We start from the raw sequence: 14,825 nt of genomic DNA, 5'->3' as shown, positions 1-14,825 counted from the left end.
ACCCCCGGCAGCAGTAGGCTCCACACCGTGGCGGAGACGTCATACGCACCGTGCGGCGGTCTGAGTCTCGCCTACCAGGTATTCGGCGACGGACCCGTCGAGCTCGTCTACGCCGGGTCATTCGTCAGCCACCTCGAAGTCTTCTGGACCATGCCCGAGTTCGAGGCCTTCATGGAGCGACTTTCGACGTTCTGCCGCGTCCTGCTGTTCGACAAGGCCGGGGTCGGGTTGTCGGATCCGGTGCCCCAGGTGCGCACGCTCGAGGAACGGGCGGCCGAGCTCGAGGCCGTGATGGATGCCGCAGGATTCGGGCGTGCCGTTCTGTTCGGGTTGAGCGAGGGCGGACCCGCCGCGATGTTGTTCGCGGCGACCCGGCCCGAACGCACGAGGGCATTGATCCTGAGCGGCACGTTCGCGTACTTCGGCATCACCGAGTGGGCTGACTTCGACCGTGACCCGGCCGAGCTGCAAGCGCGGATCCTGGCCGAGATCGGCCAGCGCTACACACCGTCGACCGAGCAGGTCGCGCAGTTCCAGGAGTTCGGCCGGGCCAGCGGCTCGGTGTGGGGCACCGGTGCCGCACTCAAGCGTTTGTTCCCGGCGGCCGGGTCGGTGCGCCAACTCGGGATGTTCGAGAGAATGAGCGCCAGTCCCGGAATGGCCCGGGCCACCCTCGAAGCTCTGTTCCGGATCGACGCGCGACCCATTCTGTCGACCATCACGGCGCCGACCCTCATCATCCATGCCACCGGAGACCTGGTTCCGATCCAGGGCGGGCGGTATCTCGCCGACCACATCCCGGGTGCGCAGCTGCTCGAGGTCGACGGCACCGACCACGCACCCTGGATCGCCAATCCCGACGAGATCACCAGCGAGATCGAGGAATTCCTCACCGGCAGCCATGCCGCACCGTCGCAGTCCCACCGGGCCCTGCGCACGGTGCTGTTCACTGACATGGTCGCCTCCACGCAGCACGCCGCGGCCACCGGAGACGAGCGGTGGCGTGCGGTGCTCCATCGGATGGGGGAGATCACCGCAGACCTGACCGGGCGGTTCGGCGGCGTCGTGGTGAAGAGCACCGGAGACGGACACCTGGCCACCTTCGACGGGCCGACCCAGGCGATTCGCTGCGCGGAGGCCCTGCGTGATCAAACCGAGAGCTTGGGCATCGAGATCCGGGCCGGGATCCACACTGGCGAATGTGAACTGATGGACGGCGATATCGGGGGAATAGCGGTCCATATCGCGGCGCGCATCCTCGGCCTGGCCGGTGCGGGGGAAATCCTGGTGTCCAGCACCGTTCGCGATCTGGTGGTGGGCTCGGGAACCGGCTTCGAGGACCGCGGCGACGTCGAGTTGCGTGGAGTGCCGGGTACCTGGCGGCTCCTCGCGGTGGATCGCCACGGCGCGCGGGCGGGAACACCCGAGGCGGAACTGGCATCGGTGCCGACGCCGGGGCCCGGGCCTACGATGCGCCGGTCGGATCACGCCATGGCGGTGATGGCGCGGCGGATGCCGCGGATCGTGCGGGGGATCGCCCGCGTCACCCCGGGCACCCGCGTCACGGGACCGCCGGTCAGGCGCTGATCAGATCGAGTGTTCCGAGTTCCCGGATCGCCCGGCAGCCCCGCTGCGCCATCACCACCATCATGTCGTCGCCGCGCTCGGTGGAGCTGGCGAAAGCGGTGCCGAGCACCGTGATCAGCGGCGCCTGCAGCATGCCCAAACGGTAATCCTGCCAACAGGTTTCGCGATCGTATCCGGTGACGCCGTGCGACAGCAGTCGGTCATGATAGGCAGTGACCAGCCCGGCTTCGGCGGCGGCGCGGACAGTCGGATCCAGGCTGGTCGCGGTGAAGTACGACAGGTCGCGCGCGGGCAGGCCTGAGCCGAGAGTCTGCCAGTCCACCACGGTGATCCGGGTGCGGTCCGGGTCGAACAGCATGTTGTCCAGGCGGTAGTCGCCGTGCAGAACGGCGAACCGGTCCGGTTCGGCCAGCAGCCACGGGGTGACGACTGACATGGCCGTGCGCATGGTGTCCTGGTCCTCGGTATCCAGGCGCGCGCCGATCTTGTCCAGGGTGATATCGGCTGCCATCTTGGCGACGTCGCCGAATCCCTTGGCGGAGTCCGGTTCCGGCTTGGGCATCGCGATACCGGGGAAGTTCGCCCACCGTGGGTCGGCCCAGGTCGGCCCGTGTAGATCGGCGAGCGCCCGGACCGCCAGGGTGGCCTCGGCCGGTGTGCACCCGGCGATCTGATCGCCTTGTTCGGCCGGCGCCATGTCCGCCAGGAGCAAGACGAAATCTGCTCCCTCACCGGCGATTTCACAGTGATGGCAGCGGGGGACCGGAATTTGCACGTGGTCGGCCACATTGGTGTAGAAGGCGTGCTCTGAGCGGTAGCCGATGGTGACGCGGTCACGCACGGTGTCGTCCTGCGATGGCAGCTTGACCGCGAACGTGCCCGGCAGGCCGGCGTCGTCGCGGTAAGTGACGGTGACGCGGTAGGTGGCACCGGTCTGGCCCGTGCCGATCGGCGCGGTCTGCACCGAATCCACCTCGGCGCCAAGGACCTGCGACAGCCATGCGGCGGTCACCTCGGCGGGCTTGCCCGGTATGGACTTGGGGATCGACCCTGCGGCGGTCATTGCACTGTCCCGTAGATCGAACCCATCCACATTGCCTCCGCGCCTTCCAATAGTTGTTGTCGCGACAGCGGTCCACCCAGGATGAACCGTTCCAGCAAGCGATCGTTGAATTCCATGAGCAGGCTCGCGAGCACCACCGGGTCGGCACCGTCGGGGGCGCGGCCTGCGGTTCGCTCGGCGGCGATCACCGTCGAGACAGTGGGGACGAAGGACTCTCGCGCGCCGTCCCACAGATCGCGCACGGCGCCGCTGGACCCGCGGGCCTCCAACATGGCCTGCACCAGATAGCGGTGATCCTCGGCGGTCCGTAGTACCGCCTCGATGGTGTCGTGCACACGGTCGCGGGGTGGCCGGGTGGTGTCGGCCAGGATGTTGTTGGCGGCGAACAATGCGTCGTACATCGGCTCGACCAGAGCTGCGACGGCCGCCGCCTTGTTCTCGAAATAGAAGTAGAACGCCGAACGGCCCACCCCGGCCTGCCGCGCCACCTCGGCGATGTTCAGCGCGTCGAAGCCGGTCTTCTGCAGGTGCTCGTTGAGCGCCGCCAGAATCGCGGTGCGCCGCTGATCACTGCGTTGCGGTTGACGTCGGTCGACCGGGGACCGTGCGGGTGCGCCCTGTGGTGCCGTCGGCATGCTGGCCGGCCCTCCCATTTTCAACGGGTGTGACGCCGGACACTATCGATCATTCTGACAGCAGTCAATGAAACTCGACGCGAGTCAGTCTGTTGGTTCAGCCGGGGTAGTGGCGGGGGGTGAACACCCGGTCCTCGGTGGTGTCGCCGGCGGCCGAACCGGTGTACCACTGCGTCTGCGACGAGCCGATGATCAGCATGGTGCGCATGTCCACCTGGGCCGGGTCCAGATCAGCCAGTCGCACCACGGTCACCCGCTCACCAGGGCCGGGCTGCGCACCGGAGACCGCACGCGCGACGATCACCGGGGTGCTCGGATCGCGGTACTCCAACAGCAGTTCGCGCATGGCGCCCACCTGCCAGGTCCGGGTCTTGGAGGCCGGGTTGTAGATGGCCAGCGCCAGATCGGCCTTGGCCGCGGCGGTGAGACGCGCCGCGATCACATCCCACGGCTTGAGCCGGTCGGACAGAGAGATCACCGCGTAGTCGTGGCCGAGCGGGGCGCCCACCCGGCTGGCGACCGCCTGCGCCGCCGTCATCGCCGGAATCACCCGGACCTCGACGCCGGGCCACTGCTTGGCCTCTTCGAGCACCGCCGTGGCCATCGCGAACACCCCAGGATCACCGGAGGACACGACGGCGACTGTCCGGCCTTCCTGGGCCAGCTTGCAGGCCAGCTGCGCGCGGGCCGGCTCGTCTGTGTTGTCGCTGGGGTGGTGGTGCTGCCCGGCGCGGGCCCCGACGCGATCGAGATACGGTCCGTAGCCGATCAGATCCGTGGCGGCGGAGAGTTCGCGGCGGCTCTGCGGGGTCATCCAGTCCGAGTCGCCCGGCCCGAGGCCCACGACCACGACGCTGCCCTGTGGTGCGGTGGACCGGGACCGGCCGGGAACCATCGCCAGTGAGAAGTACGGCACCTTGGCATCCGCGCTGCCCTTGCCGCCCACCTCGCGGGCCGGTGACACCCGCTGCCGGTCCGTGCTGGCCCGCTCGACGTAGTACGCCTCATCCAGCCGTCCGGTCGCCTCGAGGGCGTCACGCACCCGGGTGTAGGACCGGCCCAGCTTGAGTACGACGGCGGCGTCGGTGTCGGCCAGGCGGCGTTCCAGCTCCGCTGTGGGCAGGGTGCCCGGCAGGATCGTCAGCACGTCGTCGCCCTGCACCAGCGGGGTGCCGGTAGCGGCCGAGGCCGCGCTCACCGAGGTGACGCCGGGAACGATGACGGCGTCGAACCGCTCGGTGAGCCGGGTGTGCATGTGCATGTAGGAGCTGTAGAACAGCGGATCGCCCTCGGCCAGCAGGGCCACGTCGCGGCCGGCCTCCAGATGGATGGCGATCCGGTCGGCGGCGGTGGCGTAGAAATCTTCCATCGCACCGACGTAGCCGCCGGGATGCTCGGTGGTTTCCGTGGTGACGGGGTAGACCAGGTGCTCCTCGAGCTGGCCGTCTCGAAGATAGGGCTCGGCGATGCCCCTGGCGATGCTGTGGCCGTGCTTGGCGCTGTGATACGCCACCACGTCAGCCGCACCGATCAGCCGGGCCGCCTTGACCGTCACGAGCTCGGGATCGCCCGGGCCCAGCCCGACGCCATAAAGGGTTCCGCGTTTGGACGTCTCGGTGCTCACTCGCGCTCACTCGCAATCGAATTGACGGCGGCCGCGGCCATGGCGCTGCCACCGCGCCGGCCCGTCACCACCAGATAGGACATGCCACGCGGGCGTTCGATCAGTTCGTCTTTGGACTGCGCCGAGCCGACGAACCCGACCGGGCCGCCCAACACCGCGGCCGGGACGGGCGCGCCCTCGTCGAGCAGTTCCAGCAGCCGGAACAGCGCCGTCGGCGCGTTGCCGATCGCGACCACCGCGCCGCCGAGGCGGTCGGCCCACAGATCGACCGCGGCCGCCGAGCGGGTGAATCCCAACTTCGCGGCCAACTCCGGGGCCCGCGGATCGGCCACCAACGAGACGACCTCGTTGTCGGCGGGCAGTCGCGAGCGGGTGATCCCGGCCGCGACCATCGACGAGTCGCACAGCACCGGGGCGCCCGCGACGAGTGCGGCATGCGCCCTGGTCACGACGTCGTCGGTGTAGGAGACATGATCGGCGACATCCACCTGGCCGCAGGTATGGATCAGCCTGACCACCACCCGCGACACATCGTCGGGGAAGCGAGACAGGTTCGCCTCGGCGCGGATCGTCGCGAACGACTGCCGGTAGATCTCGGCGGCGTCACGGATGTAGTCGAGCACGCGAACACCCTACGGGGGCGGGATACGCAGCCGGTATCCGTCCTCGGCGGCGATCAGGACCTCTCCGACGGGCGGGCTGCCGCAGGCCCGATCGCAGCCCACGAAATGCCGGTGCGTCTCCGCGGGCGTGTCGACCGCCTCGGCGGCGTCGGCACGCACATCGGCGGCGGACTTGGCGCATCCGGGACGGCCGGTGCAGGCGCTGATCCGCAGCCACGGCGAATTGGCGTCGAACACCAGTCCCAGTGGTGCCAGCACACGCAGGGAGGCGTCCGCGACGCCCTCGGGGACGTCGCACACCAGCACCGAACGCCACGGGGTGATCACCAGTGGGGCCTCGATCGCGGCCAGGAAGTGGGCGACCCGAGCCTGCAGGACCCCCAGCGGCACGGCGGCCCCCACCGCCACCCGGGCGTCCCGCTGTTCTATCCAGCCGACCGGCGGTGTCATCGTCGGCGGCCAGGTGGCGCCGGCCGGAGCGTCGGCGGTCAGACCGTCCAACAGTGCCGAATGATCATCGAGTTCGGTTATCCGCCAGGCCTTTCCGCGGATCTCTACGAACCGTCTGGCCACCTCGATCAAGGTGGCGACCGCATCGCCGGTATCCAGTCGCACCCCGGTGTCGCGCCCGGCCAGCAGCAACGCGCAGGTGCCGTCATCGCGGGCGTGTACACCGGCGTCGGCGTCGATCCCGGACACGTCGCCGCGGCCGTCGTCCAGGCTGAACCAGAACCTGCCGGGCAACCCGGCCAGAGCCGGGTCGGCCTGGATGGCGCGGTCGAGGTCGGACACCTTGGGGCGGATGTCGATGACGCCGCCAGAGCGTCCGGACAACGGCGAGGCCACGATGTTGCGGGCCCGCTCATGTGTCGGTGACGGCAGCAACCCGGCGTCGGCCAGCACCGTGGCGGTTGCGTCGGTATCCGTCACCGCCCGGATCTGGATGTTGCCGCGAGAGGTCAGCTCCATTGCGGGAGAACCGAACTGCTCGGCCGCCTCGGCCAGTGCCGTCAACTGGGCCGAGGTGATCATCCCGCCGGGTAGCCGGATCCGCACCAGGGCGCCGTCGGCGGCCTGGTGCACCGTCAATGCGCCGGGGCAGGCGTCCTGGTCGCGGGTTCGGGCCACGGGGTTCATTCTAGAAACCTTGGATTCTCGTCTCGCCGGCCACGTGACGTGCGACGATTGATCGGGCGATGTCCGGTATCGACAAGCCGACACGGCGCGTGGCGATTGTGCTCGCGCTGCTGGTGACAACTGTCCTGGCACTGCGCGGCTACCTGCCCGGGGCCCGGCCCGCACCCCGACGGGCGCCGACCGATCCCACTCTGAGCCTGATCGCCGTCGTCGCGCTGGTGGCGGTGGCGCTGGCGGTGCTCGCGTTCGCGGTGCTGACCCGCCGCCCGTCCGTACCGAGCAGCGCGGAGTACCGGCCGACCGCCCGGCGCGGGGTGCCGGGGGAGCTACGCGCGAAATGGGTGTTGATCGCGCTCGGCGTACTGCTCGGGTGGCTGGTGGTCATCGTGGTGATCTCGCGGCTGGGTGTGCAGACGAGCCAACCGCCGGCAGCGAAGCCGTCGCCGGCCCGCCCGCCGCCTGGCGCGGTCGAGCCCGAACCGCCCGACTCGTTCGGCGTCGACGACCGGCTCCTGCCGTATTTCGTCGCTACGACGTTGGTCCTGCTGCTGATACTCGCAGTCGGGGCCATCGCCCAGGTCAAACGCAGGCAGCCGGCCATCCGCGTCGATGCAGGAAGCGAGCCGCCACAGCGGACCGGACCCCAAACCCTCGTGCGGGCAGCAGAACTCGGGTTGGCCGAAATGGGAGATGCCGGCCGGGACCCCAGGGCTGCGATCATCGCCTGCTACGCGGCGATGGAACGCGGACTCGCGCATGCCCCGGGTGCGGTCCCGCTCGAATCGGACACCCCGTCGGAGGTGCTGGCTCGCGCGGTGGACCATCACGCGGTATCTACCTCGGGTGCAACGGAATTGGTGCAGTTGTTCACCGAGGCGCGCTTCAGCCCCCATGTGATGACCGAGGTCCACCGCGACAGCGCCGTGGCCGCGTTGCAGGACGTTCTCGCTGAACTCCGGGGTGTGTCGTGAAAGCAACCGCCCTGGTGGGATTTCTGGTGATCCTCGTGGTGCAGGGATATGCCGCGCTGGTGGTGCCCGACCGCGCGATGGTGGGCTGGGTTGCGGGCGTGGCGGCGGCCATCGTGTTGGGATCGATGCGTTGGATGCTGCGGGAGGATCGGCAGCAACCAGCGGTGGACTCGGACGACGCCGCGGAGTTGTTGGCGCAGTGGATGACTCAAACCGGGACCCTGGTGCGGCGGGCCGACTCCACCCGGCGGGAGTGGGACCGGCATCTACGTCCCCGGTTGGCCAGGGAGTTCTCGGCAGCCACCGGCCATCGGCAGACCGGTGATCCGGCCGCATTCGCCGCGACCGGCCGCATGTTGTTCGGCCCGCAGCTGTGGCAGTGGGTGGATCCGAACAACGTGAGTGCCGAGCGGGCCGACGAGCCCGGCCCGGGCCGCGAGGTGCTCGCGGAGATCCTGCAACGATTGGAGCGGCTATGACCGGCCACGTGTCGGAGTTGGCGTCGGCGGCCGCCACAGCGCAGGTCGTGCTCGACGAGATCGAACGGGCCGTGGTCGGCAAGCGGGACGCGCTGACCCTCATCCTCACCACCCTGCTGGCCCGCGGGCACGTGCTGATCGAAGACCTTCCCGGACTGGGGAAGACGCTGATCGCACGATCGTTCGCGGCGGCCCTCGGGTTGAAATTCACCCGCGTGCAATTCACCCCGGACCTGCTGCCCGCCGATCTGCTCGGTTCGACCGTGTACGACATGCAGTCGGGCCGTTTCGAATTCCGGCCCGGACCGATCTTCACCAACCTGCTGCTGGCCGACGAGATCAACCGCACGCCACCCAAGACCCAGGCCGCACTGCTGGAAGCGATGGCCGAACAACAGGTCAGCATCGACGGTCAGACCCATCCGCTGCCCGCCCCGTTCATCGTGCTGGCCACCGACAATCCGATCGAATACGAGGGCACCTACCCGCTGCCCGAAGCCCAACTGGACCGTTTCGCCGTGCGCCTTGAGCTCAGATACCTGTCCGAACAGGACGAGACCGCGATGCTGCGCCGCCGGCTGGATCGGGGATCGGCCGCGGTGGTGGTGCACCAGGTCGTCGACCGGTCGCAGTTTCTGGCGATGCGCGAAGCCGTCGAACAGGTCACGGTGCATGATGACGTGCTGCACTACGTCGTCGCACTGGCGGCCGCGACCCGCCACCATCCTCAGGTCGCGGTGGGTGCCAGCCCGCGCGCCGAACTGGATCTGGTGCAGCTGGCCCGAGCCCGGGCAGTGCTTCTCGGGCGCGACTACGTCATCCCCGAGGATGTCAAGACCCTGGCCGTCGCGGCCATGGCGCACCGCATCAGTCTGCGGCCCGAGATGTGGGTGCGCAGCATCCACGGATCCGACGTCATGGCCGAACTGTTGCGCCGCCTACCGGTCCCGCGAGCCACCCAGGCGTGACCGTCATGAGTGGCTACGAAGTCCAATATCATTGGCGCCCATCCTCATTGACGAGGGCGCTGGCCACCGTGGTGGCCGTGGCGCTGGCGGCCGCGGCGATCGGTGCACGGTGGCAGCTCATCGTGTTCGTGGCGCCGCTGCTCGGCGTGCTGTGCTCGGTCCACTGGCAGCGGCCGGTGGCGAACGTGCGGGTCAGCTGCGAACCCCACACGGTGCGCTGCTTCGAAGGGGAGACCACCCAGATCACGCTCACCGCGACCGTCGACGGTGCCGGAACCGATTGCCTGCTCACCGTGGACACCGTCGAGGGGCTGAAACTCGACGTTGCCGACGCGGGCCGCACCCGCCTGCACGCGACCGTGTCGGGTGTGGCGCAGCGCTGGGGCCGGTATCCGGCGCGGGCTCGAGTCGACGTCCTGGCACCCGGCGGACTACGCGCGGGCTACGGCGTCTTCGATGCCGCGCAGTTCTATGTCTTCCCGCTCGCCGCCCCTCAAGACACGGCGATCCCGTACACCGAACTGCCCGACCGGCTCGGCGCGCACCTGACCCGGCACACCGGGCCGGGGGTGGAGTACGCCGACGTGCGTCCCTATGTGCCGGGCGACCACCTCCGCACCGTGAACTGGCCGGTGAGCGCCCGGCGCGGTCGCCTGCACGTCACGGAGCGGTTGACCGATCGTGGCGCCGACGTGGTGGTGCTGATCGACACGCACGATCAAGCGCCCGGTCCGGCCACCGAGGCTGGAGAACGCATTGCGAGGGGCGCCGCCCAGGTGGTGCAGAGTGCGCTACGCAACTCCGACCGCGCGGGTGTCGTCGCGCTCGGTGGCCGACAGCCGCGTTGGCTCGGTGTCGACATCGGACGACGGCAGTTCTACCGCGTGCTCGATGCGGTGCTGGCGGCCGGCGGTGGAACCGAGAGTGTCACCGGCACTTTGGCGCCCCGGGCGGCGGTTCCGCCGGGCGCGGTCGTGGTGGCGTTCTCGACACTGTTGAACACCGAGTTCGCCTTGGCGTTGATCGAGCTGTGCAAACGGGGACATCCGGTGGTGGCCGTCGACGTGCTCGACGGCGCTCCGTTCATCGGCGAGCTGGATCCGCTGATCGCGCGCATGTGGGCGCTGGGACGCTCCACGATGTACCGCGACCTCGGGACCGTCGGGATCGACGTGGTGCGGTGGCGCCCCGATACCGGGCTGGCTGACGCGATGCGGCTGATCCCCGATCGGCACCGGAGTCGAGCGTGACGGCCCAACCCGCGCCCCGGATCTTCTCGACCGCGTTCGGGCTGTTGATGGTGGCGTCATCGGCCGCTCCCGCCGACGGACCCGCACTGCTGGCCGCCGCGGTCGGGGCAGTCGCGGTGTTGGGCGCAGTGGCGGTGCGCCCCGCAGCGACCGTCGCCGTGCTCGCCACCGTGGTCGCGCTGGCTTTGTCGGAACCGGCGCCGCTGTACGCGGCCCTGTCGGGATTGTCGGCAGCGGCCTATCTGGTGATCCGGCATGCTGTCGGCGCACCCGGCGTCGTGACGACAACGCGGGCCACCGTGCTGGCCGCGATCGGGTTCACCGTCATCGGATTGGGGGCGGCTTCGGTGCCTGCCCAGGTGCGGTGGCTGCCGTTGCTGGCACCTCTCGCCGTCGCCGGGATCTACCTGTCGGTCATCCGGCCCTTCATGGAAAGCAGCAGGTGGGAAGTCGGACACCCCGGTCGATTGTGACATTCGTCACTGGTCGGGAAAGCTGTTCGCTCTCTTACACATTGACGACTTTCTCGGTGATCCGAAGTACCGTCGGACGCATACCCGGGACCGCTGGTACCGGGTTGATAACGATCGAGGAAGGGGAAGCCCATGGTTGCATTCGGTGCATTCGCTGCGCTCATTCTGGTGCTCGTCGGCGTCACCGGACGGCCCTACCGCCAGACCTGGCACAACCGGTTCGGCGAGATCCGGCCCTGACGCACTTCTGACCCGTACCGCACCGCGCTCACCGCTCAGGTAGCCGGTGCGGTACGAATGGTGCGTGGTCACCTCCAGTCCGACATCCGATCCCGCCCAGCCCCGTCCCACCATTCTTCTGCTGTCGACATCCGACACCGATCTGATCACCGCGCGCGCCAGCGGAGCGGGGTTCCGGTGGGCGAACCCGTCGCGGCTGGTCACCGGTGAACTCGAGGAGCTGCTCGACGGTGCCGACATCGCGGTGATCCGGATCCTGGGCGGCTACCGGGCCTGGCAGGACGGCATCGACACCGTGGTGGCCAGTGGCCTGCCGACGGTCGTGGTCAGCGGCGAGCAGTCGCCTGACGCCGAATTGATGGGTCACTCGACCGCCCCGCAGGGGGCTGCCCTGCAAACCCACATCTATCTGGCGCAGGGTGGTCTGGAAAACCTGGGGAATCTGCATTCCTTCCTGTCCGACACGCTGCTGATGACCGGGTTCGGCTTCGCCGCTCCGGTGGCCACCCCGAGTTGGGGTGTCCTGGAGCGGGCGGCCACCGTCACGGGTGCCGAGGGTCCGACCGTCGCCGTGCTGTACTACCGCGCCCAGCAACTGGCCGGGAACACCGCCTATGTCGAGGCGCTGTGCGACGCCGTCGAGCAGGCCGGCGGCCGCGCGTTGCCGGTGTTCTGCGCATCCCTGCGCACGGCCGAACCTGAACTTCTCGAGCTGCTGGGCACCGCGGACGCGCTGGTCACCACCGTGCTCGCGGCCGGAGGTGCCACCCCGGCAGCGGTCGGCGCGGGAGGGAACGACGATTCCTGGAACGTCGCTCACCTTGCCGCACTGGATATTCCGATCCTGCAGGGGCTCTGCCTGACCAGTTCGCGCGACCAGTGGTCCGACAATGACGACGGGATGTCGCCGTTGGACGTCGCCACCCAGGTAGCCGTTCCCGAGTTCGACGGCCGGATCATCACGGTGCCGTTCTCCTTCAAGGAGATCGACTCCGAAGGGCTGATCTCCTACGTGGCCGACCCCGAGCGCTGCGCGCGGGTGGCCGGCCTGGCGGTCCGCCACGCCCGGTTGCGCGCCATCCCCGCTGCGGAAAAGCGGGTGGCCGTGGTGTTCTCGGCTTATCCCACCAAGCATGCCCGCATCGGCAACGCCGTCGGCCTGGACACTCCGGCCAGCGCGGTCGCGCTGCTGCGCGCCATGCGCGATGCGGGGTACGACATCGGTGAGGCCACCGCCCCCAGCGACCTCGCCAAGATCGGCGGATCCGGCGACCTCGCCACAATTGTCGCCTCCGGCGACGGCGACGCACTGATCCACTCCCTGATCGAGCGCGGCGGGCAGGACCCGGACTGGCTGACCGACGAGGCGCTGGCCGCCAATCCGCTTCGGGTTCCGGCCAAGGACTACCGGGTCTGGTTCGCCACACTGCCCGCCGAGCTGGCCGACGCCGTCGTCGAGCACTGGGGTCCGCCGCCGGGTGAGCTGTTCGTCGACCGCAGCCGCGATCCCGACGGCGAGATCGTCATCGCGGCCATCCAGGCCGGCAACGTGGTGCTGATCGTGCAGCCGCCGCGCGGGTTCGGGGAGAACCCCGTGGCCATCTATCACGACCCCGACCTGCCGCCCAGCCACCACTACCTGGCCGCGTACCGCTGGCTGGACTCGTCGTTCCCCGGCTCGTTCGGCGCACACGCGGTGGTGCACCTCGGCAAGCACGGCAACCTGGAATGGCTGCCCGGCAAGACGCTCGGCATGAGCGCGGCCTGCGGCACCGACGCCGCCCTCGGCGACCTGCCGCTGATCTATCCGTTCCTGGTCAACGATCCGGGGGAAGGCACCCAGGCCAAGCGCCGGGCGCACGCCACCCTGATCGATCACCTCATCCCACCGATGGCGCGCGCCGAAACCTACGGCGACATCGCCAAACTCGAGCAGCTGCTCGACGAGCACTCCACGGTCTCGGCGCTGGATCCCGGCAAGCTGCCGGCGATCCGGCAGCAGATCTGGACGCTGATGCGCGCCGCCAAGATGGACCACGATCTTGGCCTGGAGGATCGCCCCGACGAGGAGTCGTTCGACGACATGCTGCTGCACGTCGACGGCTGGCTGTGCGAGATCAAGGATGTCCAGATTCGCGACGGCCTTCATGTGTTGGGTCAGAAGCCCACCGGCGCAGGCGAACTCGACCTGGTGCTGGCAATCCTGCGGGCCCGGCAGCTGTTCGGTGGCGAGCAGACCGTGCCCGGGCTGCGCCAGGCGCTGGGCCTGATCGAGGACGGCAGTGACGACCGCGCGGCTGTCGACGCCGCCGAGGCCGGTGCCCGCGAGCTGGTGGCCGCGTTGCAGGAATCCGGTTGGGACACAGGTGCCGTCGAGAAGATCACCGACAACCCCGAGGTGGCCCGCATCCTGCGGTTCGCCGCCTCCGAGGTGGTGCCCCGGCTGGCCGGCACCGCCGGCGAGATCGACCAGGTGCTGCGTGCCCTGGCCGGGGGCTTCATCGCCTCGGGGCCGTCCGGATCGCCGCTGCGCGGCCTGGTCAACGTGCTGCCCACCGGGCGCAACTTCTACTCGGTGGATCCCAAGGCGGTTCCGTCCCGGCTGGCCTGGGAAACCGGTGTGGCGATGGCCGATTCACTGTTGGACCGCTACCGGACCGACTACGGACGCTGGCCGCAGTCGGTCGGCCTGTCGGTGTGGGGCACGTCGGCCATGCGTACCGCCGGTGACGACATCGCCGAAGTGCTCGCCCTGCTGGGTGTGCGCCCGGTCTGGGATGACGCCTCGCGGCGGGTGGTGAACCTGGAGCCGATCGGCCTCGCCGAGCTCGGCCGGCCGCGCATCGACGTCACCGTGCGGATCTCCGGGTTCTTCCGCGATGCCTTCCCGCACGTGGTCACCATGCTCGATGACGCGGTGGCACTGGTGGCCGGCCTCGACGAGTCGGCCGAGGACAATTACGTACGCGCCCACTCCCAGGCCGACCTGGCCGAGCACGGTGACCAAAGACGGTCCACCACGAGGATTTTCGGCTCCAAGCCGGGAACCTACGGTGCGGGCCTGTTGCAGCTGATCGACAGCCGCAACTGGCGTGACGACGCCGACCTGGCCGAGGTGTACACCGCCTGGGGCGGATTCGCCTACGGGCGGGGTCTGGATGGCGCACCTGCCAGTGACGACATGAACCGGGCGTACCGGCGAATCGCGGTGGCGGCCAAGAACACCGACACCCGTGAACATGACATCGCCGACTCCGACGACTATTTCCAGTACCACGGCGGCATGGTCGCCACCGTGCGGGCGTTGACCGGACAGGCCCCGGCCGCTTACATCGGCGACAACACCCGCCCCGACGCGGTCCGCACCCGCACGCTGTCGGAGGAGACGAACCGTGTCTTCCGGGCCCGGGTGGTGAACCCGCGCTGGATCACCGCGATGCGCAGGCACGGCTACAAGGGCGCCTTCGAGATGGCGGCCACCGTCGACTACCTGTTCGGATACGACGCCACCGCACATGTGATGGCCGACTGGATGTACGAACGGCTCTCGGCTGAATACGTGCTCGACGACGAGAACCGCAAGTTCATGTCGGAATCCAACCCGTGGGCGTTGCACGGCATGGCAGAACGGCTGCTGGAGGCCGCCGGCCGGGGGATGTGGGCCGAGCCCGAGCAGGCGACCCTCGACGGGCTGCGGCAGGTGCTGCTGGAAACCGAAGGTGAGCTGGAAGGCTAGGCAGACAGTTGATTTCCGGTGGGCAGGAGCGCAGCGACC

General features: G+C 69.2%; 12 protein-coding genes. 7 read left to right on the top strand and 5 right to left on the bottom strand.

Features of this window, described 5'->3' with window-relative positions; genetic code table 11:
- Positions 1-27: 27 nt before the first annotated feature.
- Positions 28-1,587, top strand: coding sequence for an adenylate/guanylate cyclase domain-containing protein (locus tag ACWEFV_RS13995; protein ID WP_450070587.1), 1,560 nt, complete (start codon positions 28-30; stop codon positions 1,585-1,587).
- On the opposite strand, the gene ACWEFV_RS13990 is transcribed toward ACWEFV_RS13995, so the two are convergent.
- The 5 genes from ACWEFV_RS13990 to cobG form a co-directional block, all read right to left on the bottom strand.
- Entirely contained in the window at positions 1,577-2,650 is a 1,074-nt protein-coding gene (locus ACWEFV_RS13990) for a phosphotransferase family protein (RefSeq protein WP_450070586.1), read from the bottom strand. The two genes, ACWEFV_RS13995 and ACWEFV_RS13990, sit on opposite strands and share 11 nt — an antisense overlap.
- Positions 2,647-3,285: a TetR/AcrR family transcriptional regulator gene (locus ACWEFV_RS13985; protein ID WP_135455519.1), complete on the bottom strand. Its 639-nt coding sequence runs from the start codon at positions 3,283-3,285 to the stop codon at positions 2,647-2,649. Before ACWEFV_RS13985 ends, ACWEFV_RS13990 begins: the two co-directional genes overlap by 4 nt.
- Positions 3,286-3,382: 97 nt before the next feature.
- Positions 3,383-4,909, bottom strand: coding sequence for a precorrin-2 C(20)-methyltransferase (locus ACWEFV_RS13980; protein WP_450070585.1), 1,527 nt, complete (start codon positions 4,907-4,909; stop codon positions 3,383-3,385).
- Positions 4,906-5,532 carry a precorrin-8X methylmutase gene (locus tag ACWEFV_RS13975; RefSeq protein WP_135455515.1) on the bottom strand — a complete coding sequence of 209 codons (627 nt, stop codon included), beginning with the start codon at positions 5,530-5,532 and terminating at the stop codon, positions 4,906-4,908. Before ACWEFV_RS13975 ends, ACWEFV_RS13980 begins: the two co-directional genes overlap by 4 nt.
- Positions 5,533-5,541: 9 nt before the next feature.
- A complete protein-coding gene (cobG, locus tag ACWEFV_RS13970; RefSeq protein WP_135455513.1) occupies positions 5,542-6,660 on the bottom strand; it encodes a precorrin-3B synthase in 1,119 nt (372 codons plus the stop codon).
- A 68-nt stretch (positions 6,661-6,728) separates the two neighbouring features.
- Here cobG and ACWEFV_RS13965 point away from each other — a divergent pair, with 68 nt between their 5' ends.
- The 6 genes from ACWEFV_RS13965 to cobN all read left to right on the top strand — a co-directional run bounded on the left by ACWEFV_RS13965 (position 6,729) and on the right by cobN (position 14,786).
- Positions 6,729-7,640: a DUF4129 domain-containing protein gene (locus ACWEFV_RS13965; RefSeq protein WP_135455511.1), complete on the top strand. Its 912-nt coding sequence runs from the start codon at positions 6,729-6,731 to the stop codon at positions 7,638-7,640.
- Positions 7,637-8,119, top strand: coding sequence for a hypothetical protein (locus ACWEFV_RS13960; RefSeq protein ID WP_450070584.1), 483 nt, complete (start codon positions 7,637-7,639; stop codon positions 8,117-8,119). Before ACWEFV_RS13965 ends, ACWEFV_RS13960 begins: the two co-directional genes overlap by 4 nt.
- On the top strand, positions 8,116-9,087 hold the full coding sequence (locus tag ACWEFV_RS13955; RefSeq protein ID WP_450070583.1) for an AAA family ATPase: 972 nt from the start codon (positions 8,116-8,118) through the stop codon (positions 9,085-9,087). Before ACWEFV_RS13960 ends, ACWEFV_RS13955 begins: the two co-directional genes overlap by 4 nt.
- Before the next feature lie 5 nt (positions 9,088-9,092).
- Entirely contained in the window at positions 9,093-10,337 is a 1,245-nt protein-coding gene (locus tag ACWEFV_RS13950; protein WP_450070582.1) for a DUF58 domain-containing protein, read from the top strand.
- Between the two features lie 47 nt (positions 10,338-10,384).
- Positions 10,385-10,810, top strand: a complete 426-nt coding sequence (locus ACWEFV_RS13945; protein ID WP_135460108.1) for a hypothetical protein — start codon at positions 10,385-10,387, stop codon at positions 10,808-10,810.
- Between the two features lie 304 nt (positions 10,811-11,114).
- Complete coding sequence (gene cobN, locus ACWEFV_RS13940) at positions 11,115-14,786, top strand: cobaltochelatase subunit CobN (protein WP_450070581.1); 3,672 nt, start codon at positions 11,115-11,117, stop codon at positions 14,784-14,786.
- Positions 14,787-14,825 lie beyond the last annotated feature (39 nt).

This window comes from Mycobacterium sp. NPDC004974 (assembly GCF_053600815.1).
Note: the sequence above shows the minus strand (reverse complement) of the source record. Positions and strands in the feature narration are given on the sequence as shown.

Excerpts from the sequence above, each read along its gene's own strand:
- ACWEFV_RS13955 (WP_450070583.1), top strand. The coding sequence starts at position 8,116 with ATGACCGGCCACGTGTCGGAGTTGGCGTCGGCGGCCGCCACAGCGCAG.
- ACWEFV_RS13965 (WP_135455511.1), top strand. The coding sequence starts at position 6,729 with ATGTCCGGTATCGACAAGCCGACACGGCGCGTGGCGATTGTGCTCGCG.
- ACWEFV_RS13990 (WP_450070586.1), bottom strand. The coding sequence starts at position 2,650 with ATGACCGCCGCAGGGTCGATCCCCAAGTCCATACCGGGCAAGCCCGCC.
- ACWEFV_RS13950 (WP_450070582.1), top strand. The coding sequence starts at position 9,093 with ATGAGTGGCTACGAAGTCCAATATCATTGGCGCCCATCCTCATTGACG.
- ACWEFV_RS13985 (WP_135455519.1), bottom strand. The coding sequence starts at position 3,285 with ATGCCGACGGCACCACAGGGCGCACCCGCACGGTCCCCGGTCGACCGA.
- ACWEFV_RS13945 (WP_135460108.1), top strand. The coding sequence starts at position 10,385 with ATGGTGGCGTCATCGGCCGCTCCCGCCGACGGACCCGCACTGCTGGCC.